Source organism: Actinoplanes missouriensis 431 (genome assembly GCF_000284295.1).
Classification (GTDB): domain Bacteria; phylum Actinomycetota; class Actinomycetes; order Mycobacteriales; family Micromonosporaceae; genus Actinoplanes; species Actinoplanes missouriensis.
Genome location: NC_017093.1, coordinates 5,595,794 through 5,619,030 on the forward strand (window position 1 = coordinate 5,595,794; position 23,237 = coordinate 5,619,030).

Annotated in this window: 21 protein-coding genes and 1 pseudogene; 14 read left to right on the forward strand and 8 right to left on the reverse strand. The window is 72.1% G+C overall.

The genetic code is table 11. The features are described from left to right. Positions 1-99: 99 nt before the first annotated feature. Both AMIS_RS44690 and AMIS_RS40825 read left to right on the forward strand, forming a co-directional pair. Positions 100-399: pseudogene (locus AMIS_RS44690) on the forward strand (serine/threonine-protein kinase); the annotation flags it as partial. Positions 400-478: 79 nt separating this feature from the next. After that, complete coding sequence (locus AMIS_RS40825; protein WP_014445377.1) at positions 479-1,675, forward strand: serine/threonine-protein kinase; 1,197 nt, start codon at positions 479-481, stop codon at positions 1,673-1,675. Between the two features lie 4 nt (positions 1,676-1,679). Here the strand turns inward: AMIS_RS40825 and AMIS_RS25900 are convergent, their stop codons facing one another. Further along, positions 1,680-3,125 carry an ATP-binding protein gene (locus tag AMIS_RS25900; RefSeq protein ID WP_014445378.1) on the reverse strand — a complete coding sequence of 482 codons (1,446 nt, stop codon included), beginning with the start codon at positions 3,123-3,125 and terminating at the stop codon, positions 1,680-1,682. 180 nt (positions 3,126-3,305) lie between these two features. Here AMIS_RS25900 and AMIS_RS25905 point away from each other — a divergent pair, with 180 nt between their 5' ends. After that, positions 3,306-4,829 (forward strand): M28 family metallopeptidase, encoded by a 1,524-nt coding sequence (locus AMIS_RS25905; RefSeq protein WP_231859085.1) that lies wholly within the window; start codon positions 3,306-3,308, stop codon positions 4,827-4,829. Between the two features lie 822 nt (positions 4,830-5,651). Here the strand turns inward: AMIS_RS25905 and AMIS_RS40830 are convergent. Further along, positions 5,652-6,938, reverse strand: a complete 1,287-nt coding sequence (locus AMIS_RS40830; RefSeq protein WP_014445380.1) for an FUSC family protein — start codon at positions 6,936-6,938, stop codon at positions 5,652-5,654. Between the two features lie 92 nt (positions 6,939-7,030). Between AMIS_RS40830 and AMIS_RS25920 the strand changes: the two genes are divergently transcribed. After that, complete coding sequence (locus AMIS_RS25920) at positions 7,031-7,588, forward strand: hypothetical protein (RefSeq protein WP_014445381.1); 558 nt, start codon at positions 7,031-7,033, stop codon at positions 7,586-7,588. Positions 7,589-7,724: 136 nt separating this feature from the next. Here the strand turns inward: AMIS_RS25920 and AMIS_RS25925 are convergent, their stop codons facing one another. Continuing rightward, on the reverse strand, positions 7,725-8,648 hold the full coding sequence (locus AMIS_RS25925; RefSeq protein WP_014445382.1) for an alpha/beta hydrolase family protein: 924 nt from the start codon (positions 8,646-8,648) through the stop codon (positions 7,725-7,727). A gap of 98 nt (positions 8,649-8,746) precedes the next feature. Here AMIS_RS25925 and AMIS_RS25930 point away from each other — a divergent pair, with 98 nt between their 5' ends. Then, positions 8,747-9,397 (forward strand): LysE family translocator, encoded by a 651-nt coding sequence (locus AMIS_RS25930; RefSeq protein WP_041831288.1) that lies wholly within the window; start codon positions 8,747-8,749, stop codon positions 9,395-9,397. On the opposite strand, the gene AMIS_RS25935 is transcribed toward AMIS_RS25930, so the two are convergent. After that, positions 9,351-9,707 (reverse strand): hypothetical protein, encoded by a 357-nt coding sequence (locus AMIS_RS25935; protein ID WP_014445384.1) that lies wholly within the window; start codon positions 9,705-9,707, stop codon positions 9,351-9,353. The genes AMIS_RS25930 and AMIS_RS25935 overlap by 47 nt on opposite strands. A gap of 323 nt (positions 9,708-10,030) precedes the next feature. Between AMIS_RS25935 and AMIS_RS25940 the strand changes: the two genes are divergently transcribed. The 5 genes from AMIS_RS25940 to AMIS_RS25960 all read left to right on the forward strand — a co-directional run bounded on the left by AMIS_RS25940 (position 10,031) and on the right by AMIS_RS25960 (position 15,416). Continuing rightward, complete coding sequence (locus tag AMIS_RS25940) at positions 10,031-11,152, forward strand: ABC transporter substrate-binding protein (protein ID WP_014445385.1); 1,122 nt, start codon at positions 10,031-10,033, stop codon at positions 11,150-11,152. 25 nt (positions 11,153-11,177) lie between these two features. After that, complete coding sequence (locus AMIS_RS25945; RefSeq protein WP_014445386.1) at positions 11,178-12,038, forward strand: ABC transporter permease; 861 nt, start codon at positions 11,178-11,180, stop codon at positions 12,036-12,038. Next, positions 12,026-12,823 carry an ABC transporter permease gene (locus AMIS_RS25950; RefSeq protein WP_157435066.1) on the forward strand — a complete coding sequence of 266 codons (798 nt, stop codon included), beginning with the start codon at positions 12,026-12,028 and terminating at the stop codon, positions 12,821-12,823. Before AMIS_RS25945 ends, AMIS_RS25950 begins: the two co-directional genes overlap by 13 nt. Next, complete coding sequence (locus AMIS_RS25955) at positions 12,820-13,845, forward strand: ABC transporter ATP-binding protein (protein ID WP_014445388.1); 1,026 nt, start codon at positions 12,820-12,822, stop codon at positions 13,843-13,845. Before AMIS_RS25950 ends, AMIS_RS25955 begins: the two co-directional genes overlap by 4 nt. A gap of 182 nt (positions 13,846-14,027) precedes the next feature. Continuing rightward, positions 14,028-15,416, forward strand: coding sequence for a cellulase family glycosylhydrolase (locus AMIS_RS25960; protein ID WP_014445389.1), 1,389 nt, complete (start codon positions 14,028-14,030; stop codon positions 15,414-15,416). 120 nt (positions 15,417-15,536) lie between these two features. Here the strand turns inward: AMIS_RS25960 and AMIS_RS25965 are convergent, their stop codons facing one another. Further along, positions 15,537-16,544 (reverse strand): sulfotransferase family protein, encoded by a 1,008-nt coding sequence (locus tag AMIS_RS25965; RefSeq protein WP_014445390.1) that lies wholly within the window; start codon positions 16,542-16,544, stop codon positions 15,537-15,539. 85 nt (positions 16,545-16,629) lie between these two features. On the opposite strand from AMIS_RS25965, the gene AMIS_RS25970 reads away from it, so the two are divergent. From AMIS_RS25970 to AMIS_RS25985, 4 genes are all read left to right on the forward strand, one after another. Further along, positions 16,630-16,977, forward strand: coding sequence for an MmcQ/YjbR family DNA-binding protein (locus AMIS_RS25970; protein ID WP_014445391.1), 348 nt, complete (start codon positions 16,630-16,632; stop codon positions 16,975-16,977). Between the two features lie 97 nt (positions 16,978-17,074). Next, the gene (locus AMIS_RS25975) at positions 17,075-17,764 is read left to right on the forward strand and encodes a hypothetical protein (protein ID WP_014445392.1); all 690 of its coding nucleotides are present in this window, start codon (positions 17,075-17,077) and stop codon (positions 17,762-17,764) included. 12 nt (positions 17,765-17,776) lie between these two features. Beyond that, positions 17,777-19,741 carry a sensor histidine kinase gene (locus AMIS_RS25980; RefSeq protein WP_014445393.1) on the forward strand — a complete coding sequence of 655 codons (1,965 nt, stop codon included), beginning with the start codon at positions 17,777-17,779 and terminating at the stop codon, positions 19,739-19,741. Further along, on the forward strand, positions 19,738-20,382 hold the full coding sequence (locus AMIS_RS25985) for a response regulator transcription factor (protein WP_014445394.1): 645 nt from the start codon (positions 19,738-19,740) through the stop codon (positions 20,380-20,382). The genes AMIS_RS25980 and AMIS_RS25985 overlap by 4 nt, the downstream gene beginning before the upstream one ends. 9 nt (positions 20,383-20,391) lie before the next feature. On the opposite strand, the gene AMIS_RS25990 is transcribed toward AMIS_RS25985, so the two are convergent. The 3 genes from AMIS_RS25990 to AMIS_RS26000 are packed head-to-tail and all read right to left on the reverse strand — an operon-like array spanning position 20,392 to position 23,236. Beyond that, a complete protein-coding gene (locus AMIS_RS25990) occupies positions 20,392-21,180 on the reverse strand; it encodes an ABC transporter ATP-binding protein (RefSeq protein ID WP_014445395.1) in 789 nt (262 codons plus the stop codon). Beyond that, on the reverse strand, positions 21,177-22,217 hold the full coding sequence (locus AMIS_RS25995; RefSeq protein ID WP_014445396.1) for a FecCD family ABC transporter permease: 1,041 nt from the start codon (positions 22,215-22,217) through the stop codon (positions 21,177-21,179). Before AMIS_RS25995 ends, AMIS_RS25990 begins: the two co-directional genes overlap by 4 nt. Then, positions 22,214-23,236: a FecCD family ABC transporter permease gene (locus tag AMIS_RS26000; RefSeq protein ID WP_014445397.1), complete on the reverse strand. Its 1,023-nt coding sequence runs from the start codon at positions 23,234-23,236 to the stop codon at positions 22,214-22,216. Before AMIS_RS26000 ends, AMIS_RS25995 begins: the two co-directional genes overlap by 4 nt. Position 23,237 lies beyond the last annotated feature (1 nt).

Consider the following 23,237-nt stretch of genomic DNA (forward strand, 5'->3'; position numbering starts at 1 on the left):
GTGGTTTGTAGCGTGCCGCGCGTGACGACACCCCTGAGGCCGGACGATCCGCGCCGGCTCGGCGAGTACCACCTGCGCGCGCGGCTCGGCGCGGGCGGCATGGGCACGGTGTTCCTGGCGCACGACGCCGACGACCGGCGGGTGGCGATCAAGCTGATCCGCCCGGAGCTCGCGGCCGACCCGGCGTTCCGGGCACGCTTCCGCAGCGAGGTGCGGCGGGCCCGGCAGGTGCCGCCGTTCTGCACCGCCGCCGTGCTCGACGCCGACCCCGAGCACCCCACGCCGTACCTGGTGGTCGAGTACGTGGAGGGCGCCAGCCTGGAGGAGATGGTCCGCCGGGACGGCCCGCTGCGCGGCGGCGCCCTGCACAGCGTGGCGATCGGGGTGGCCACCGCGCTCGCCGCGATCCACAGCGCCGGGGTGATCCACCGTGACCTGAAACCGGCGAACGTGCTGCTTCCCCTCGGCACCCCCAAACGTGATCGACTTCGGGATCGCCCGGGCGGCCGAGGCGCCGACCGAGCACACCCGGCCGGACCAGATGGTCGGCACGATCGCGTACATGGCGCCGGAACGGTTCGCGACAGGCGCCGGCCGCCGCCCGCCCGAGCCGGCCATGGACGTGTTCGCGTGGGGCGTGCTGGTGGCGTTCGCGGCGACCGGGCGCACGCCGTTCGCGGCCGACTCGCCGGTCGCCACCGCCGCCCGGATCCTCACCCAGCCGCCCGAACTGGACGGCCTCGGCGGTCCGATCCGCGAGCTGGTGGCGGCCGCCCTGGCGAAGGACCCGGATCAGCGCCCGAGCGCCCACGAGCTGCTCAGCCGGCTGCTGGCCGCGGGCGCCGCGGATCAGGCCGGGCCGGTCGAACCGCAGCTGCAGTGGGCGGCCCTCGCGATGCGCAACAACGCCGACGCCGCGACCGAGAGAGCCGAGGAGGCGGCCGAGGCATGGGCCTGGGTGGCCCGCCGCAGGCGCGTGCGGCAGGGATTGCGGAACACCGTGGTCTTCCTCGGTCTCACCGCCTTCGTGCTGGCGGTGGCCGGGGTCGGTACGGCGGCGATGGACTGGCGGGTGACCCGCCCGGTGGAGGACTCGTTCCGCACCGTCGCCATCGCCGACCCGCTGCGCGGCCCGGGAACCTGGATGCCGGCGGCCGGCCGGCACCAGGCCGGTGGCACCTGCGACTTCTCACCGGACGGGCTGACCGCTGTGCGGCGGGCCGCCGCTGATCACCGCTGTGCGGGGCCGGAGCGGTCGTTTGCCGGCCCGATCATCACGGTGCGGTTCCTGGTCGCCGAGGAGGGCGACTGCGCCGCGGTCTGGCTGCGCATCAGCGCCAGCCGGGCGCACCGGGTGGCGGCCTGCGCCGAGCGTGTGACGGTGGCCGCCGAGAACCGGGACGGGGTCACCACGCTCGGCAGCGCACCGGTGAACCCGGGATTCTGGTACCAGTGGACCACGCTGACCATCGTCGCGCGGGGCTCCTACATCGACGTCGAGCTGGAGGGCTCGGGCAAGCTGCGCACCCGGATCCCGGCCGGTGGGCCCGACGACGGGCGGCTCGCCCTCGGTGTCGTGCGGGACGACGCCTCGACGAGTGTGCCGGACGGCTCGGACCCGCTGAACGAGCACGGACTGGCGTACTTCGCCGATGTCCGGGTGTGGGAGCCCTGAGCGGTCAGGGGGCGCCGCGCAGCGCGCGGACCGCCGTCAGGAGCTCCTCCTGGGTGATCGGCTCCGCTCCCCCGGCGCGGGCGTCCTGCATCGCCTTGGAAAGCTGCACCCGGCGCAGCACCTCCTTGATGTCGGCGCCGGTCATGCCGGTGCTCGCCACGCCGAGCGCGCCGAAGTCCAGGTCGTCGGCGAACATCCGGAAACCGGGCGTCTCGTGCACCGTGATCAGCGACCGGACCATCTTGCGGAAGATCTCGGCGCGGGCCGTCTCGTCCGGTTTCGGGACGCTCACCTTGATGTCGAAGCGACCGGATCTGATCAGCGACTCGTCGACCCGGCCCGGGAAGTTCGTGGTCGCCACGACCAGGACGTTCGGGTTCGCCTCGATGAGGTCGTTCATCTCCTGCTTGAAGATGCCGGCGACCGCGTTCAGCGCCTGGCTGGCCGCGTCGCCGCCCGCACCCGCGTAACTGACGATCGAGTCGAACTCGTCGAAGAGCATCAGCGTCGGCACCCGGTACCGCCGGGCGTCCCGGAAGATCTGCTTGATGTTGCGCTCCGAGCCGCCCAGCCACTTGTCGAGGATCTCCGGCGTGCGGATCTCCCGGAAATCGGCGCCGATCTCGTTGGCCAGGGCCCGGGACAGCATCGTCTTGCCGGTGCCCGGCGGCCCGTACATCAGGATGCCCTGAGGGCGGCGGGCCCCCCAGCGCGCCATCGCCTCCGGGTGCCGGAAGGAGACCGCGACCTGGCGTAGTTCGGCGACCACGTCGGCGAGGCCGCCCACCATGTCGAGGGTGACCGCCTGCGTGGTGACAGGTGTCTTCTGGACGCTCTCCCGGCTCACCACGTAGGTACGCCCGCGCAGCGCGTCCGGCTCGGTCAGCTCCAGCACCGCCTGCAGGGTCAGCGTGACGAACGCGCGCAGGTGCTCCGGGCCGACCTCGTCCCGCGGCACCAGGGCCTCCAGCCGGGCGACCGACCCGCTCTCCTCGTAGGTCACGCTCGCCTGCAGACCCACCGCGGCGTCGGCGAGGACTCCCGGTTCGCGCTCGGCCGCCGGCCCGGTGGGCCGATCAAGACCCAATTTCCGGTACGCGGCAGCGGCCGCCGTCCCGACCCCGTCCACGATGCGCGTCGCGACCGGATCACCGGCGGCGATGCGTTTCGAGAGCAGGAGTCCGATCGGATCGTTGCCGAGCACCAGCCGGCGCATCCGCTCGGTCGACATCGGCTCCTCACCGGCGGCGATCCGGGCGGTGAAGACGTGGTTCGCCCCGTCCGCCGCCACCGTCAGGTCGACCCGCTGCACCGGGGCCGGCCACGCCGACCGGCGCAGCAGCTCGACCGGGTTCACCCGGGCCGCGGCGAGCAGCGTGACGGCGTCGACCAGCTGGACGGTCGCTCCCCCGTACTCGAAGGTCTCGGTGTTGGGTCGTGCCTGCGACATGCTGGCCTCCGCGATGGTCTCGTTCCACCAACAGTGACACGGCCGTGCATTCACGTGACCGTTCCGCTTCCGGAAGGCATCCAGCCGGGTTAATCTCAGCGACGCTGACAACCCTCGATGTCGCGGGATGGCGCCGGCTTCCGGCGGCGGATCGCGACTGTCGCTCGGAGGAGAGTTTCGTTGCGCAAACTGGCCATCCCCGTCATCGCGACACTGCTCGTCGCCGGCGCCGCCCAACCCGCCGCGGCCGGCCACGGGCACCATTCGGAGAGCTCCAAGCGGCTGCGCGAGGCGGTCACCGTCTCCGGCGTCCGGGACCATCTGAAGGCGTTCCAGAAGATCGCCGACCGGAACGACGACACCCGTGCCTCCGGCACCCCCGGCTTCGAAGCCAGCGCCGCCTACGTCAAGAAGAAGCTGCAGCGGGCCGGATACAAGGTCACCGAGCAGAAGTTCGTCTTCCCGTTCTTCGACGAGCTGGCGCCCGCCCAGCTCACCCGGGTCTCCCCGGCCGGACCGGCCTACGAGACCCACACGTTCGACTTCTCCGGCTCCGGTGACGTCACCGGCCAGGTCGTGCCGGCGCTGAACAACGTGCTCCCGCCCACCCCCGAGCCGAGTTCCACGGCCGGTTGCGCCGCCGCCGACTTCGCTCCGGCGTCGGCGACCGCGCCGCAGATCGCGCTGGTCCAGCGCGGCGGCTGCGACTTCGCCGTGAAGGCGGCGAACGCGAAGACCGCAGGGTACGACGCGGTGATCATCTTCAACGAGGGCCAGCCGGGCCGGGACACACTGCTCACCGGCACCCTGGGCGGCCCGTTCGACCTGCCGGTGGTCGGACTGAGCTTCGCCGACGGCAGCGCCCTGGCGACGGCCGCCGCCGCCGGTGCCGTCACGCTGCGGGTGGTGACCAGCACGTTCACCGACCCGAACGCGACCACCAGCAACATCATCGCGGACAGCCGCGGCGGCGACCCGAACCGGGTCCTCGTGGTCGGCGCGCACCTCGACTCGGTCACCGCCGGTCCGGGCATCAACGACAACGGCAGCGGCTCCGCCACGATCCTGGAGATCGCCGAGCAGGTCTCCCGCTTGAAGATCAAGACTTCGCAGCGGCTGCGGTTCGCGTTCTGGGGCGCGGAGGAGGCCGGGCTGCTCGGCTCCGAGCACTACGTGGCCAATCTGTCGGCCGCGGAACAGTCCAAGATCTACGCGAACCTGAACTTCGACATGGTCGGCTCGCCGAACTACGTGCGGTTCGTCTACGACGGCGACGGGTCGGACACCGGCACCGCCGGCCCCGACGGCTCCGGCGAGATCGAGGCGGTCTTCACCGACTACTTCGCGGCGCAGGGCCTGGCCAGCGACCCGACGGCGTTCGACGGGCGCTCCGACTACGGGCCGTTCATCGCGGTCGGCATCCCGGCCGGCGGCCTGTTCAGCGGCGCCGAGGGCGTCAAGACGGAGGAGCAGGCCGCGGAGTACGGCGGGACGGCAGGTGAGCCGTACGACCCGTGCTACCACGAGGCCTGCGACGACATCAGCAACCTGAACAACCGGTCACTCAGCGAGCTGGGCGACGCGGCGGCGCACGCGGTCTACACGGTGGGCCGGCTGAAGGGCGACCTGGCGGGCGCGGCGGCGCCGGCCGGGGGCGCGGGTGGGGCGAGTAGTGGTGGGTCCCACGGCCACCCGGCCAGCTGATCCTTCCGCACGTGCTTGATCGGGGCGCCGCTGGATGGCGGTGCCCCGAGTCACGGGAGCGGGTCAGCACGCGGTCCGCGCCCTTGATCGTCCCGCATCGCACCGGCGTCCGCATCGCGCCAGCGTCCGCATCGCGCCAGCGTCCGCATCGCGCCGGCGTCCGGATCGCGCCGGCGTCCGGGGGAAGGTCGCGCTTTGCGGAAATCCGCGGACGCTGGATGCCCCGCAGAGCCACAGCGCTTCGCTGATGCTGATGACCCGCCGTGACGAACAGCGGGGAACCGGGACATCGCCGGCGTTCTGGCCCCGGTGCGGGCCGGATGGCATCCCGCGCGGCGCAGCCGTCGCCCACGCATGTGATCACGACCGGGAAGGCGGCGTCAGCTACGGCTCCGACAGCTCAGCCGTCGTCCACGCATGTGATCACGGGCCGGATGGTGGCCTGCGCTACGGCGCGGCGGCGTGGATGAGACCACACGCAACGCCGGCGCCGCAGGGACGAGGTCACACGCAACGCCCGTGCCACGGGGATCAGGTCACACGCAACGCTTGTGTGGCGATCCATCAACGCCAGGGCCGGGATGGAAGCACACGAACCGTTTCCGTGCGACCTCATCGCGGTCGGCGTGAACGTCGCCGCACCGTGAGCCGCCACCCACGCCTGAGCTCACCGTGAGCCGCCACCCACGCGCAAGCTCACCGTGAGCCGCCGCCCACGCACGAGCCCACCGTGAGCCGCCACCCTGATCGACTTCAGCTAAGTGGCATGGGGCCTCCTGAGCCGTAGTTCGCGCACGAATCACGGCCGGGAAGCTGCGTGAGCTACGGCTCGGCCTGCGGCGTCCGGGTGGTGAGGCTGTGGGTCAGGATGATGATCAGGCAGGCTATGGCGCCGCCGATCACGGTTTCCAGGCCTCGGTCCCACAGGAGGTCGGCCATCGGGCGGGGCGCGGCCACCTGGTTCATCAGCAGGGCCAGCGGGGTGATGAAGAGCATCGCGACGCCGTAGTTGCGGCCCACCACGAGTTCGGCGGCGATCTGCAGAACGGCGAGGATCGCCACCGCCGGGTAGGGGCCGAACCCGGGTGCCAGGACCAGTGCGGCCACCAGGAGTCCGCCGAGGGTTCCGGCTATCCGGTGGGCGGCGCGGACCAGCTGGGCGGAGCGGCCGCGGGCGGCAAGCGGGGCTACGGCGGCGACCGTCGCCCAGTAGGGATGTCCGATCCCGAAACCCGTCGCCACCGCGCCGGCCACCAGCGCGGACGAGGCAGCGGCCGCCGAACCGGGCAGGGCGTGCCGGAGCCTGCCCGGCACATTCACGCGAGGCAACTCTCCAAGATCGGCACGCGGCGGGACCGCGACCGGAACATCCGCGGGCGACGCGGGCGCAGGAGGAGTGGGCGCTGACGCAGGCGGAGGGGGCGCGAGCGGCACGGGCGGCACGGACGGGACCGGCGGCGCGGACGGGACGGGCGGCGCGGACGGCATGGACGGCACGGACGGCACGGGTGGAGAGGGCGGCACGGGTGGAGAGGGCGGCACGGACGGCGCAAGCGGCGCGGGCGGCACGGACGGCGCGGGCGGAGAGGGCGGACCGCCTGCGGCCGGGGCCGGGCCCGGTGGGGTGGGGCGTCTGGGGCGGAGCAACGTGGGAACACTGCCCACCAGCAGGGAGAACGCCGCGCTCGCCACGGCCACCGCCACGGCCGCCGGCACGTCGGCGAGCTCGTGGTGCACCGACGCCACCGCGCCGAACGCGAACACCAGGAACAGCGCGCCCGGCGGATGCCACTCGGCGACCGAGGCCAGAGCGCTGCCCGCCCCGCCGATCAGCGCGGCGATCACGACGGCCAGCCAGGTTCGGGCCTGCAGGACGCTGACCAGCACGCCCACCAGGACCGCCAGCACCAGGGCCAGCGCCGCCCCGGACTGCATCGCCAGGCGGGCGCGGCCGGTGCGGGTCCGGCCGTAGAGGGAGGTGAACGCGCCGAACGCCGCGTACATCGACCAGTGCGGGCGATCGATCAGCAGCACGGCCAGCAGCGGCGTCGCCACGCTGACCCCGGCGCGCAGGGCGGCCGGCACGTCCTTGAGCAGCAAGATCCCCATCGGGTACGAGACTAGGCGCAGATTTCCGCGAGGGACGCAATAGTCAGTTCCGTGCGATGACCTGGGCGGCGACCCGATGGCAACATGACGCAATGTTGGTCTTGTTCGCGCACAGCGGTACCGGTTCGACAGTCGCCACGGTGCATCGCGGTGACGGCGTGGTCCTTCAACTACCCGGCTATGACCGGAAGTATCGGGTCCCGCACGACCTCGCCCACTTCGCCACCGAGCGGGCGCTCGGGATCAGCGCCGGCGTCTTCGGGGCGATCGCGGCCGGGGGCGTCTTCTCCAATATGCGGCTGGTCAGCGGCAAGCCGCGCCACGACGCCGCCCAGCGCAGCCGCCGGCTGCTGGACGCGAACAAACGCGCGCTCACCATGGCGGAGCTGGTGGCCGGTGTGGTGCACCGGGCGGTCGAGGAGGACGAGACGGATCGGGTCACGGCTCTGGTGCGGGACGCCTGGATCTCGTTCGACGGGTCCGACTTCCCGTGGTCCGACGAGCAGGTGACCGAGGCCGCGGTCACGCTCGCGGAGCTGGCCGCGGAGTGGGAGGCGCTCGGCGTTGTCAAGGCGATGTGGCCGGACGACCTGGTCGCGCCGATGCCCGTACCCCATGGGGTGAAGAGAGGCAGGCGCGGGCGCACCTAGCGTGCGCCCGCGCCGCCCGACAAACCGGTGCCGCCCGACAAACCGGTGCCGCCCGACAAACCGGTGCCGCCCGAAAACCGGTGCCGCCCGAAAAACCGGTGCCGGCCGAAAAACCGGTGCCGCCGGGGCAACCCGGTTACTTCACGTAGGTGACCGTGACGTTGGGGTCCGCCGCGTCCCCGGTGGTGTAGACGTATTTGCGGGCCGCGCTGCTGCCCAGCTGCGCGAGCAGCCACTGCGCGGACCAGCGGGCGGTCGTCTCCACGCCGGTCGCCTGGTTCAGCGTCTGCGCCGACGGGTCGGGCAGCGCGCCGGCCGGGTTCTGACCGTTCGTGATGCCGTAGTGGTTGGCGCCGGCGACCGTGATGTAGGCCTTCGGCGTGCCGGCGGTCAGGTGGTACGTGGTCTGCCCCTCGTCCGGGGTGGCCACGCCGTCCGCCGTGCCCTGGATGTAGCCGACCGGCACCGTGTTGAGCACCGGCAGCACCAGGTCGGTGCCGTAGAGGACGTTGTTGCCGCCGTAGGTGACGACGGCTTCCAGCTCGCTCGGCGCGAGGTTCGCGATCGCGCAGAACGGGATGACGCAGAGGCCGGCGCTGATGCTGAGCGCCGTCGCCGCGCCGAACGAGTGCCCGGCCAGGACCAGGTCGTTCTCGTTGATGCGGTCGAAGAGCGGGGACGCCGGGTTGTCGTCCTCGGCCTCGGCCCAGTCGGCGGTCCAGCCGGCCTGCGCGCCCTCGGGGTAGAGGCCGTTCACGCCGAACAGGGACCGGGTGTGGTTGGGGACGGCGACGACGAAGCCGTACGAGGCGACCGTCGACGCGTAGGTGGAGTAGTGGGACTTGTCGACGTTCGCGCCCTGGAGGAAGAGCGCCACCGGCAACCGGTTCCCGGTCGTCGGGTAATACACGTCGGCACTGTCGCCGTTGATGGTCGTCGTGTAGCTGGCGACCGTGCTGGTCGCGGCGGCCGCGGGCGCGGCGGCGAACGTCGCAGCGAGCAGGGCAGCCGAGAGCACCGCGGCCCGCTGTTTCCAAGAACGGAACAACGTCACATTCATGGATACGGACTATGTCGATCGATCGGTGCGCCGTCAAGAGGGCCACGAGGCGCTGATTGGTCGTCGCGGACATGCCGGCCACGCGAAAGGCTGACCGGGTGGTCACGATCTCCTCGGTTCTCGCCGTCTCCGCCGTGGCACTCGGCATGGTCCTCACCCCGGGACCGAACATGATGTACCTGGTGTCGCGCAGCATCACCCAGGGCCGCCGCGCCGGAATCGTCTCGCTCGGCGGCGTCGCCCTCGGGTTCCTGATCTACCTGACCGCCACCAACCTGGGGCTCTCGGTCCTCTTCGCGGCGGTGCCCGAGCTCTATCTGGCGATCAAGCTGGCCGGCGCCGGCTATCTGGGCTGGCTAGCCTGGAAGACCCTCAAGCCCGGCGGCATGTCCGTTTTCGATCCCCAGCCGGTGGCCCCCGACTCACCTGGCCGCCTATTCACCATGGGCTTGCTGACCAACCTGCTCAACCCCAAGGCCGCGATCCTGTACGTGTCGCTGATCCCCCAGTTCGTCCGGCCGGAGGAGGGGCACGCGATCGTGCAGGGCTTCCTGCTCGGCGGGGTGCAGATGACCGTCAGCCTGGCGGTGAACCTCGCGATCGTGCTCGCCGCCGGGACGATCGCGGTGTTCCTGGCGCGCCGGCCGTCCTGGCTGCGGGCGCAGCGCTACCTGATGGGCACGGTCCTCGGCGTGATCGCCGTCAAACTGGCGACCGATCGGGCACGGCCGATCGCGGCCGGAGCCTGATCAGGACCAGCGCGCCGAGCAGCAGCTGGGCGGCGGGCACCGCCAGGACGGTGACCAGCATCGCGCCCTGCGGACGCATCCCCAGGTGCAGCAGCATCATCAGCCCGCTCAGCGCCAGCAGGCTGACCCACGCCGCCCGGTCCGACGGCCGGCGCCACAGCCGCAGCCCGCACGGCAGGCAGATCAGCGCGAGCACGGCCAGCGCCGCGAGCGCGGCGGGCGCGTGCCCGGCATGCTCCCCGGCCAGCGCCAGGTGCACGGCGATGCCGCCGGCGCCGATCAGGGCGGCCAGCCTCCCCGGAGAAGTCACCCGGCTGACTATGCCAACCAAGGTCCACTCCAGACAAGAGTGAAGGGCCCGCCCGCACCCCCTCTGGCGGGAGGGAGCGGACTACCGGGCGGGCCCCGGAAGCCCGGCCGATGATTGCTGGGGACAAGTCCGGCCGGGTCCATCCGATCAGTGGCCGGGCGGGCCCGGCGCGTTGCTCCGGTGTGACAGGCGTCTCAGCCGGGCCCAAGGCCTTCACCCCGGTTTAGCCGCGAGCCGTATTCCGTACGTTTTTGATCAACCAAGCGCTCTCATGATCCACCTGCGTCCGCCGGATCCCGGCGGCGCAGGACGAGGAGAACGACGTGCGCAAGCTTTCCCGCCCGGCAGCGGTGACCCTCGCTGCCGCGACCATCATTTCGCTCGGCACCGCCTGCTCCCCGCCGGAGAAGAAGGCCGAGGCCTCCGGCAGCAAGGCGGCGACCGCCACCAGCGCGGCCGACCTCGGCGGGCTGGACGCTCTGGTCGCCGAGGCGAAGAAGGAGGGCGCGCTCAACGTGATCGCCCTCCCGCCGGACTGGGCGAACTACGGCGAGATCATCAAGGCGTTCGGCGACAAGTACGGCATCAAGGTCAACTCGGCTCAGCCGGACGGGTCGAGCCAGGACGAGATCAACGCGGCGACCCAGCTCAAGGGCCAGGACTCCGCCCCGGACGTGTTCGACCTCGGCATGTCGGTCGCCACCGCCAACACCGCGATGTTCGCGCCGTACAAGGTGTCGACCTTCGACGAGATCCCGGCGGACCTCAAGGAGGCGAACGGCGCCTACGTCAACGACTACGGCGGCTACATGTCGATCGGGTACGACAGCGCCAAGGTCCCGGCCCCGACCAGCGTGGCCGACCTGCTCAAGGCCGAGTACAAGGGCAAGGTCGCGCTGAACGGCGACCCGACCCAGGCCGGCTCCGCGTTCGGCGGCGTGCAGATGGCGTCGATCGCGAACGGCGGCACCGCCGAGGACATCACCAAGGGCGTCGACTTCTTCGGCCAGCTGAAGAAGGCCGGCAACTTCCTGCCGGTCGACCCGTCCCCGACCACCATCGAGTCCGGCCAGACCCCGGTCGTCTTCGACTGGGACTACCTGAACGCCGCGCAGGCGAAGAAGACCCCGACCTGGAAGGTCTTCGTCCCGTCGAACGCCGTGCTGGGGTCGTACTACACCCAGGCGATCAACTCCGACGCTCCGCACCCGGCCGCCGCGCGCCTGTGGCAGGAGTTCCTCTACTCCGACGAGGGCCAGAACCTGTGGCTCTCCGGCGGCGCCCGCCCGGTCCGCGCGGACGCCATGACCAAGGCCGGCACGATCGACGCCGCCACGGCCGCCGCGCTGCCCAAGGTCGAGGGCACCCCGGTGATCCCGACCGAGGCGCAGAGCACCAAGGCCAAGGAGTACCTGACCGCGAACTGGGCCAAGGCCATTGGCTGAGGTCGTCTCGGCAGTCCCGCAGCGCGTGGCCTCCCGGCCGCGCCTGCGGGGCGCCGCACTGTTCGGGACGGCGCCGTTCTTCGCCTACGTGGCGATCTTCCTGATCATCCCGACGCTGGTCGTGGTGATCGGGGCGTTCGCCGGAGACGAGGGCGGGTTCACCCTGTCCAACGTGCGCGCGCTCGGCGACGCGTACATCGTGGAGGCCTTCGGCCGCAGCATCGCGCTCTCCGCGATGAGCGCGCTGATCGGCGCGGTGCTCGGCGCCGTGCTCGCCTACGCCCTGGTCACCGCCCGCAAGGACGGCCTGCTGCGGCGGGTGGTCACGGCGGCGGCCGGCGTGCTGGCCCAGTTCGGCGGCGTCACCCTGGCGTTCGCCTTCCTGGCGACCATCGGCCTCTCCGGCTTTCTCACCCTCTGGTTGTCCGACCACGGCATCGACCTGTACGGGAACGGCGTCTGGCTCTTCGAGCTGCCCGGCCTCACGCTCGTCTACACCTACTTCCAGATCCCCCTCATGGTGATCGTCTTCCTGCCCGCCCTGGACGGCATCCGGCCGCAGTGGCGGGAGGCCGCCGAGAGCCTGGGCGGCACCACCTGGCAGTACTGGACCCGGGTGGCCGGGCCGCTGCTCGCGCCGGCGTTCCTCGGTTCGGCGCTGCTGCTCTTCGCCAACGCCTTCTCCGCGTACGCGACCGCGGCCGCCCTGGTCAGCCAGGGCAGCCCGATCGTGCCGCTGCAGATCCGCGGCGCCCTGACCAGCGAGGTGGTGCTGGGTCAGGCGAACCTCGGCAAGGCGATGGCGCTCGGCATGGTGATCGTGGTGGCGGTCGTGATGGCCCTGTACGCCCTGCTCCAGAAGAGGACGGCCACGTGGCTGGGTTAGCCGTCAGGAAAGCGCGTAAACAGCGGGCGTTCCGCTGGACCGTGCTGGTCGTGCTCGGCGCGTTCTTCGCGTTCCCGCTCGCCGCCATGGTCGAGTTCAGCACCCGGGACGCGCAGACGTGGCCGCTGCTGGTGAACTGGCCGGAGCTGAGCGAGACCTACCCCGACCTGGCGGAAGGCATCCTCTCCTCGCTCGGTCAGGCCGCGCTCACCGCGCTGCTGATGCTGGCGCTGCTCGTGCCGACCGCCATCTGGGTACGGCTGCGGCTGCCGAGGCTGCGACCCGTCGTGGAGTTCCTCTGTCTGCTGCCGCTCACCATCCCGGCGATCGTGCTGGTGGTCGGACTGGCGCCGGTCTACGCGTGGGTCAACTACTTCCTCGGCGGATCCTCGCTGACCCTCGTCTTCGCGTACACCATCCTGGTTCTGCCCTACGCCTATCGCGCGATCGACGCGGGGCTCTCGGCGATCGACGTGAAGACCCTGGCCGAGGCGTCCCGGAGTCTCGGCTCGGGCTGGATGACGGTGATCTGGCGGGTGGTGCTGCCGAACATCCGCTCGGCGGTGCTCTCCGCGGCGTTCCTCACCGTGGCGCTGGTGCTCGGCGAGTTCACCATCGCGTCCCTGCTGCACCGCACCAACCTGCAGGTCGCCATCGACTACCTCGGCAAGAGCAGCGCCACCATGTCGGTCGCGGTCTCGCTCGCCGCGCTGCTGCTGGCGTTCGTGCTGCTGATGGTCCTGTCCCTGTTCGGCGACCGCCGTACCTCCAAGGAGACCCGATGACCGGTGTCGCTGTACACCTCGACGGGCTGCGCCGGACCTTCGGCGCCACACACGCCCTCGACAACCTGGACCTGCGGATCGAGCCGGGCGAGCTGATCGCGCTGCTCGGGCCGTCCGGCTGCGGCAAGACCACGGCGCTGCGGATCCTCGCCGGCCTGGACGACGCGGACGCCGGACGGGTCCTGGTCGGTGGCAAGGACGTCACCGCGCTCGGCGCCAACAAGCGCGGGATGGGGATGGTGTTCCAGGCGTACAGTCTCTTCCCGCACCTGGACGCCCAGCGCAACGTGGAGTTCGGCCTCCGGCTGCGCGGCGCTCGCGACGCTTCCAAGAGGGCGTCCGAGATGCTGGAGCTGGTCGGGCTCGGCGCGTTCGCGAAGCGGTTCCCGCACCAGCTCTCCGGCGGGCAGCAGCAGCGCGTCGCGCTCGCCCGCGCGCTCGCCATCGAGCCCACCGTGCTCCTGCTGGACGAGCCGCTGTCGGCTCTGGACGCCAAGGTACGGGTGCAGCTGCGCGACGAGATCCGCCGGATCCAGACCGAGGTCGGCACCACGACGCTGTTCGTGACGCACGACCAGGAGGAGGCGCTCGCGGTCGCCGACCGGGTGGGCGTGATGCGGGCCGGGAAGCTGGAGCAGCTGGCCCCGCCGGCCGAGATCTACCGGCGTCCGGCGACCGCGTTCGTGGCGGACTTCGTGGGGCTGAGCAACCGGCTGTCCGGGACCGTCTCCGGGGACGTGGTCGAGGTGCTCGGCGCCCGGCTGCCGCTGGTCGCGCCGCACACCGGCGGGGCGGCGGTGACCGCGCTGGTCCGCCCGGAGACGATCACGGTGACGCCTGATGCCTCCGGCGGTGCCACCGTGGTGGGCGCGAGCTTCCTCGGCCCGACCAGCCGGGTCACGGTGGCGTCGGGTGATCAGCTCGTGATCGCCCAGGTGCCGAGTGGGGAGTTGGCGTCGCTGACGCCGGGGACCGCGGTGCGGCTGGACTTCCAGCCGGTGGCGGTGGCGCTGGCCTCCTGATCCCCCAGCTGAGCGAGCCGTCCACACCGGCCACCGCCTCGTGATGCCCGGCCGCACACCGCGGCCGGGCATCACCGGTTTTACACGCCTCGATGCTCGGGTTAGAGTCGGAGCTCCCTGGGAGCGCTCCCAGCGGTTTATCCCCACCCCATCCCCGAGGTGTTGCCGTGACCCGACTTGTCATGAAACGCAGACCGAAAGTCCTCCTGGCCGCGGCGCTCGCCGTGGCCGCCGCGACGGCCACCGCGTTCTTCGCGCTGCCGGCCGGCGCGGAGACCGCGACGTTCACCGTCACGAACTCCTGGAACAACGGTTACCAAGGTCAGGTGACGGTCGGCAACGACACGTCGTCGGCGATCAGCACCTGGAAGGTCGAGCTGACGTTACCGGCCGGAACCACCGTGGGCCAGGCCTGGAACGCTACGATCAGCTCGGCCGGGAACACCGTGACCTTCACGCCGGCCGGCTGGAACGCGACGATCGCGGCCGGGGCCTCGACCAGTTTCGGCTTCATCGCCAACGGGTCCGGGCGCCCCACGAGCTGCCTCGTCAACGGGAAGGCGTGCACCGGTGTGACAACACCCTCGTCACCCGCCGCCTCATCACCCGGCGCGAGCGCCTCCCCCAGCGCCTCGCCCAGCACGCCCACCTCGGGCACCCCGGTCGGGGTCAACGGGCAGCTGCGCGTCTGCGGCACCAAGCTGTGCAACGAGAGCGGCAGCGCGGTCCAGCTCAAGGGCATGAGCACGCACGGCCTGCAGTGGTTCCCCAGCTGCTACACCGACGCCTCGCTCGACGTCCTCGCGAACGATTGGAACGCCGACCTCTTCCGGATCTCCATGTACGTCCAGGAGGGCGGTTACGAGACCAACCCGAGCGGGTTCACGGCGCAGGTCAACAACCTGGTCGAGAAGGCCACGGCGCGCGGCCTCTACGCGCTCGTCGACTTCCACATCCTCACGCCGGGTGACCCGAACTTCAACCTGGAGCGGGCCAAGACGTTCTTCCGCGAGGTGTCCGCGCGGCACGCGTCCAAGAAGAACGTGATCTACGAGATCGCCAACGAGCCGAACGGCGTGAGCTGGGCGCAGATCACGAGCTACGCCGAGCAGGTCATCCCGATCATCCGGGCGAACGACCCGGACGCGGTCGTGGTCGTCGGCAGCCGGGGCTGGTCGTCGCTGGGCGTCTCCGAGGGCGGGTCGTCGTCGGAGATCATCAGCAACCCGGTGAACGCGTCGAACGTGATGTACGCGTTCCACTTCTACGCGGCGTCGCACCAGGCGAACTACCGCGCCGAGGTGGAGCGGGCCGCCGCGTCGATCCCGCTGTTCGTCACCGAGTTCGGCACGGTCAGCTACACCGGGGACGGCGCGGTCGACGTGGCCAGCACCAACGCCTGGTTCGACCTGCTGGACCGGTTGAAGATCTCGTACGCGAACTGGACCTACTCGGACGCGAGCGAGGGCAGCGCCGCGTTCCGTCCGGGCACGTGCAACGCCGGCTCGTTCGCCGGGACCGGCTCGCTCACCGAGTCGGGCGCGCTGCTGCGGAACCGGATCCGCGCGTAGGACGCTCCGGGCGCCGGGGGTAAGGGCCCGGCGCCCGGAGGTGTGGATTCCGGGTGCGCAACAGCGCGCCCGGAATCCACAGGCACCTACCGGACCGGAGGGCGGGCCCGCTGCGCGGGGTCAGCGGGTGCGGGACTGCTCGGCCGCGGTCAGGCGGGCGGGCAGGGCCGGACCCCGCCGGCGGGTGCGCAGGCGTCCCCGGACGTCGTCGGCGCGCAGCCGGGCCGGGCCGAGCCGGTCGCGGACCGCCAGCCAGGTGCGGGTCGCGCGGGCCCGGGGCGTCGGGTTCGCCGTCGTGGCCAGCTGGTACCCGAAGTGCCGGAGCCGATCGCCGAAGACCGCCTCGCACCTGTCGATCTCGTCCACCGTGAGCCGGTGCTGCCAGCTCGCCACCCGGGCCGTGGTCACCGCGGAGTGGGTGAGCGAGTGCCAGGTCTTGTACTCCGGCACCGCCACCGGGGCCACCTCGGACGGGCGGGCCATCGCCGGGTCGTAGTCCTCGCCGAGGAACGTGCAGATCGCCCGCAGGTGCGGCTCCGGATCGGCGACCAGGTCCTCGTAGCGGACCTGCTGGTAGACGTCGGACGGGTACTCCCGGGAGGCGCGCACCGAGGCGTCCGCGGACCGCGCCCAGGTGTCGACGAGCTTGCCGAAGTCGGCCGGGCCCCAGGGCGTCTCCTTGAGCGACGCCACGCAGTCCCGGCCGTCGCGCACGATGTTGATGATCTGGGCGTCCGGGAAGAGCCGCAGAATCACGGGAAGATTCCGCAGGTACGAGGGCCGCTTGTCGCCCCAGCGCGGTTTACCGAAGCGCTGCGCGTACATCTGGAAGATCGTCCCGAAGGCGGAGCCGAGGGTGGGCGGGGCCGCGACGACGGCCTCGACCACCGCCTCGCCGGACAGGCCCAGGTCGCCGAAGTGCGGGGACGCGACGATCCACTCGGCGAGGGCGCGCCGCTGCTCCGGGCTGCTGAGATCGCCGTACTCGTGGCGGCGCTCGTAACCGGGGAGCAGGAAGCGGTTCTCCGGCGGCAGCGCGATCCGCGGATGGGCGTGCAGCATCAGCTGAAGCATCGTGGTGCCGGAGCGGGGGCAGCCGACGACGAAGATCGGGCGATCACTGGACATGGCGTAGACCGTAAAGTAGTTTTTGTCCGATTTGCAAAGAACGTACCATCTATATGGAGGCGCATGGGTGTGATAAGCCGATCCCATGACCGGATCTGAGCTGTTGAGCCACTGTCTCGCCAAGCCCGGCGCCTGGCAGGACGAGCCCTGGGAGGGCGACGTCGTGGTGAAGGTCGGAAGCAAGATCTTCGCTTTCCTCGGCGACGTCGCGCACGGGACGAGCGTCGGCCTCAAATGCGGCACGGGACGCGACGCCGCCGACGAGTGGCTGGCGCGGTACCCGCAGGACGCGTCCGCGACCGCCTACATCGGCCGGCACGGATGGAACTCGCTGCGCTTCGGCGGGGCCATCCCGGACGAGGAGATCCTGGAGGCCGTGGACGCGTCCTACGAGATGGTGGTGGCGGGGCTGCCCAAGCGGGAACGTCCCTAGAGGTCGGATCCTTGGTTCTCGGGACCGCAGCCCGTGGAACCCGGGACGGCGGGCGGGACACCGTTGCGGCGACAGCGACGCGACGAAGGAGTTCCGCATGACCCACACGACCGGCCGCGGCTGGGCGATCACCGGCCTTCTCGCCGGCTGCGCCGGCTTCGGCGCCCTGGTGCTCGAGTCCGGCCTGGCGATGTTCAGCGAGGAGCGGGTGTACGCCGACGCGGCGCTCATGTACGCCGAGACCTACGACCGCCGGCTGATCATCGCGGCGTTCCTGCCCCTGATGGTCCTCGCCGGGCTGGGCGCCGCGATCTTCGGCGCCGGGCTGCGGCGCTGGCTGGCCGCCCAGTCGCCGGCCGGGAGCCTGCTCCCCGAGCTGGCCGGCTGGGGCACGCTGCTCGTCGCGGCGCTCAGCCTGGTCGGCTCCGGCCCGGTCACCGAGGTGTATTTCCAGGTGATCCACGCGTACAACCCGGCCGACCCGGACATCGCGATGACCCTGCAGCGACTGATGGACACGCTCCCGTGGGTCTGGACCGGGCTGCTGCTGACCACCGGCGCGATCACCGTGGCGGCGCTGCGGCACGGCGCCGCGCCGCGCTGGCTGGGCTGGGTCAGCGCGGTGGTCAGCGTGCTGATGGTGGCGGTCAACGTGTTCCCGCAGCAGTACCTCAGCGGCTATCTCGGCGGGCTCTGGCTGATCGTGGCGGGCGCCGCGTTCGCGTTCCGCCGGGCCGCGAACCCGTCCACTGTCTCGCACCTGACTGGCCAGGGCGTCACCGGCTGACATAGTGGCCGCGTGCCGACAGCGATACATCGGACGGCGGCGGCTCCGGTCGCCGCCGTCGCGCTCCTCACCGCGGTCACGGCCGTCGTCCTGCTCCCGTTCTCGCGGGCCGACGAGGCGTGGACCGAGTGGTTCTACCTCACCGACCTGACCGTCGCCGTGGTCTACGGCCTCCTGGCGTACCTGCTGCTCAGCCGCGGCGCCCGGGCGGTCGGCGCGCTCGCCGGGCTGGCCGCGATCGGCGGCGGGCTCGCGGCGATCGGGCAGCGGGTCCCGGAGCTGCTCCCCGACCTGGTCGGGACGGCCTGGGTGCCGGGCACGCTCGCGCTGATCACGGTGCTGCCGTGGCTGGTCCGCGACGACCCGCTCCCGCCGCACGCCCGGATCGCGGTCGCCACCGGGGTGGTCTGCAGCGCCGTGCTCACCGCGATGCGGGCGTGCCGCGCGGTGAGCCAGCGGTGGAGCGACATCCTCGACGAGACCCTTGCCGTGCAGATGAGCGTGGTGGTCGTTCTCGGACTCCTCACCACTGCGGACGCGGCCCGGCGATGGCGGCGGCTGCCCGGCGAGCGGCGGCGCGGCCTCGGCTGGCTGACCGTGGGGTCGGCGCTGATGGCGCTCTCCTTCGTGCCGATGGCGCTGCCGATGGAGATGGCTCAGTCGATCACGTACGCGTCGGTCACCCCGGTGCTGCAGCTGACCGCGCAGGCGTTCTTCCCGGCCGCGATCCTCGCCGTGGTGCTCCGGCAGCGGCTCTGGGGTGTCGACGTGGCGGTCAGCCGGACGCTTGTCTGGTCGCTGCTGACGGCCGGGGCGATCACCGCCTACGTGCTGATCACGCAGGCCGTCGTGCTGCTCGCGCCGCTGCCCGGAGGCACCGCGGGCGCGGTCGCGGCGGGCGTCCTGGCGGTGGCCGTCTTCCCGGCCCGGGCATGGCTTCAAACCAGGATCGACCATCTGGTACGGGGACCGTCCGCACGCCCGGGAGCCGCGGCGGAGCGGCTCGCCCAGCGGATCGGGACGGACGCGGCGGGCCCGGTGGCGGGCGCGCTGGAGGCGATCCGGGAGTCGCTGCGGCTGCACTCGGTGCGGCTCGAAACCGGCGAGGTCGTGCAGGAGATCGGGGTGTCCGGCGGGCCCGCGCTGACGGTGGGGCTCAGTCTCGGTGGGGTTCCGGCGGGACGGCTCACCGTCACCGGGGCGCCCGGGGAGCGGCTGGATGACCGTACCCGGAAGGATCTGGGAATGCTGGCCGGACCGGTGGCCGCGGTCGCGCAGCTGGCCGTGCGCACCGGCGAGCTCGCGTCGGCCCGCGCCCGGACCACCGCGGCGCGCGTCGAGGAACGCCGGCTGCTGCGCCGGGAACTCCACGATCGGCTCGGGCCCACCCTGGTCGGAATCGGACTCACCGTGCAGGGCGCGCGCAACCTCGTCGATGCCGGGCGGACCGCCGAGGCCGCGGAGACGCTGGACCTTCTGCGCGTCGAACTGGATCGCAGCGCGGAGGACGTGCGGACCCTGGCGCGGGCGCTGCTGCCGCCCTCGCTGGAACGGCACGGGCTCGGGGTGGCGCTGACCGAGCTCGCCGAACGGCTCAGCGGGCCCGAACCGGACCCGGCCGTCCGTGCGGAGATCACCGGAGAGGTGGCGGGGTTGACGCCGGAGGTGGCGGCCGGGCTGTACGGGATCGCGGCGGAGGCGCTCGTCAACGCGCGGCGGCATGCGGGGGCGTCGGCGGTCCGGGTCGGTGTGGCGGTGGACGCGTCGGGCGTGGTTCTGGAGATCGTGGACGACGGGCGGGGCATCGCGGAGGACGCCGAGCCGGGCGTGGGGTTGCGGTCGATGCGGGAGCGGGCGGAGGAGCTGGGCGGGACGCTGACCGCCGGGCCGGTGTCCCGCGGCTCGTCGCCGGCCGGTTCGGGTGCCCGGACGCTGGTGCGGACCGGGACCGTCGTCCGGGTGGTGCTGCCCCGATGAGTCTCCGGGTGGTGATCGTTGATGATCATCCGATGTTCCGGATGGGCGTACGCTCGCTGATCCTCTCCCTGAACGGCCTGGAGGTGGCCGGTGAGGCCGCCGGGCACGCGGCCGCCCTCGAGGTGGTGGCGGCGACCCGGCCCGACGTGGTGCTGATGGACCTGCACCTCGGCGGCGACTCCGGGGTGGACGCGACCGCCGACCTGCTGCGCCGCGATCCGGGCGCCCGGGTGCTGGTGCTGACCATGCTGGACGACGACGACTCGGTGTTCGCGGCGATGCGGGCCGGGGCGCGGGGCTACCTGCTGAAGAACGCGTCCCCGGAGGAACTGGAACGAGCCGTGCACGCGGTCGCGAACGGTGACGTGATCCTGTCCGGGCCGGTCGCGCAGCGGGCGCTCGGGTTCCTGACCGGGGCGCGGGTGGGCGGGTCGCCGTTCCCGGAACTGACGTCGCGGGAACTGGACGTGCTGGATCTGGTGGCGCGCGGGCTGGACAACCTGGCGGTGGCGCGGCGGTTGTCCCTCAGCGACAAGACGGTGCGCAACTACCTGTCCGCGATCCTGGCGAAGCTGCGGGTGGCCGACCGGTCGCAGGTGATCGTCCGGGCGCGGGAGGCGGGGCTGGGCGGGGCCAGATAGCGGGCTCGGTCAGGTGGTCCGGGGGATGGGGACCACCAGTGGAGTGCCCGTGGCCGGATCGGGGACGACCATCGCGTGGAGGCCGAAGACCTCGTCCAGCAGTTCGGGGGTCAGCACCTCCTCCGGCGCGCCCGAGGCGACGATCCGGCCGTCCTTCATCGCTATCAGGACGTCGGCATATCGGGCGGCCAGTGACAGATCATGCAGGACCATCACGACCGTGCGCCCCTTCTCCCGGTGCAGGCGGCGGATCAGGTCGAGGACGTCGATCTGGTGGGCGAGGTCGAGGAACGTGGTCGGCTCGTCGAGCAGCAGCAGGTCGGTGCCCTGGGCGAGCGCCATGCTGATCCAGGCGCGCTGGCGCTGGCCGCCGGAGAGGGCGTCGACCGGGCGGGAGGCGTACTCCAGCATGCCGGTCCAGCGCAGCGCGTCGGCTACCAGGCTCTCGTCGTCGCCGGACCACTGGCGGAACCACGACTGGTGCGGATGGCGGCCGCGCATCACCAGGTCGGCGACGGTGAGTCCGTCGGGGGCGGCCGGGGACTGCGGCAGGACGCCGAGGACGCGGGCCACGTCGCGGGTGGGCGTCCGGTCGATGCGGCGGCCGTCGAGGAGGACCTCTCCCCCGCCGGGTCGCAGCAGGCGGCCGAGGGCGCGCAGCACCGTCGACTTCCCGCAGCCGTTCGGCCCGATGATCACCGAGATCCGACCATCCGCCACGGGTATGTCCAGATTTTTCGTGACTTGGACATCGCCGTATGACAGGTCGAGGTTCGCCCCGCGAAGCCTCCCGTTCACGCGCTGATCCTCCGCGAGCCTCGCACCAACAACCACAACAAGTACGGCGTCCCCACGATCGCCGTGACCAGCCCGACCGGCAACTCCGCCGGCGCCACCACGATCCGCGCCAGCAGGTCGCACCCCACCACGAGCAGCGCACCGAGCACCGCCGACGCGACGAGCGGCGGCCGGCTCCCGCCGCAGAGCCGCAACGCTATCTGCGGCACCACGAACGCGACGAACTCGATCGGCCCGGCGGCCGCCACCGCCGCGGCGGCTAGCGCGGCCGCGACCACCACCACGGCGAGCTGGGCGCTCGGCAGCCGTAATCCCAATCCCCGCGCCGTGTCGTCGCCGAACTGCAGCACCCGCAGCGCCAGGCCGGTGGCGAGCGCCGCCGGCAGCAGCACGAGCAGGGCAAGGGCGAGCGGCCGGACCTGTGACCAGTCACGACCGGCGAGCGAGCCGGTCAGCCAGATGCTCGCCCGGGTCAGGTCGGTCTGGTCGGCGCGGAGCAGCAGCCAGGAGGTGACCGCGGCGAGCAGCTGTCCGGCGCCGAGCCCGATCAGCACCAGGCGATAGCCGTCGATGCCCTGCTTCCAGGCGAGCAGGTAGATGCCGGCCGCGCTGAGCAGCGCCCCGCCGAGCGCGGCGAACGGGACGGCACCGATGCCGAGCACGATCGCGGTGACCGCCCCGGCGGACGCGCCGAACGTGACGCCGAGGACGTCCGGGCTGGCCAGGGGGTTGCGGGCGAACGTCTGGGTGAGCGCTCCGGCGACCGCGAGGGCGGCGCCGGCGAGCAGGCCGCAGAGCACCCGCGGCAGTCGCAGGTTGAGCAGGATGTGCCGTTCGATGCGGGTGCCGCCGCCGGTGGCGACCTGCCAGACGGTCTCCGGGCTGATCGGGAAGTCGCCGTGCCCGACCGCGGCGACCCCGGCCGCGACGGTGGCGACCAGCGCCAGCAGCGTGACGGCGACGGTCCGGATCGGCACCGACGCCGAGACCGGCCCGGCCCGGAGCACGCGCCGGCCGGGAAGAAGCAGCGAACTCACAACCGCACCATCCGGATCCGCCGGACCAGCCAGATGAAGAACGGCGCACCCACGAACGCCAGCACGATCCCGGTCTGCAACTCCGCCGGGCTCGCGATGAGCCGCCCCACCACGTCCGCGACCAGGATCAGGCTCACGCCGAGCAGCGCCGAGAACGGGATCAGCCAGCGGTGGTCAGGCCCGGTGATCAGGCGTGCGATGTGCGGGACGATCAGGCCGGCGAACGCGAGGGGTCCCGCCGCGGCGGTGGCGGCGCCGGCCAGGAGCACGATGGCCGCGACCCCGACGGTACGGGCGGCGGCGACGTTCTGCCCGAGCGCGCGGGCCACGTCCTCGCCGAGCCCGAGGGCGTTCAGGGCCGGGGCGTTGACGGCCGCGACCACGAGTCCGGCGGCGATGAACGGCAGCACCGCCCAGGCCGTCGCCCAGTCACGCCCGGCGAGCGAGCCGACCACCCAGAACCGGAACACCGACAGCGTCTCCGGGTCACTGATCAGGATCGAGGAGGTGAACGAGGCGAGCAGCGCGCTGAGCGCCATGCCGGCCAGCGCGAGGGTCACCGGGGTCGGGCCGCCCGCGCCGGCTCTGCCGAGGGCGAAGACGAGCACGCTCGCTCCCAGCGAACCAGCGAACGCGAAATACACGTACCCCTGGAAGTGGGTTATGCCCAGGAAAGCGATGGCGACGACGACGGCGAAGGAGGCGCCCGCCGAGACGCCGAGCAGGCCGGGGTCGGCGATCGGGTTGCGCGTGTGCCCCTGCATCAGCGCACCGGCCGCGCCGAGGGCCAACCCCACCAAGACCCCCAACAGGGTACGGGGCCCGCGCAGCTCCCGCACCACGGCGGTGGCGTCCGAGCCGTCCGGGTGGACGAGCGCCTGCCACACGTCGGACGGGTGCAGGGTCTGCGCGCCGAGCCCGAGGCTGAGCAGCACCGCGACGCCGGCGAGAAGCAGCAGCCCGGCGAGAGCGGTGAGCCGGGATCCTCGCCCGGTGCGGGTGAGTGCCCCGGCTGTCACA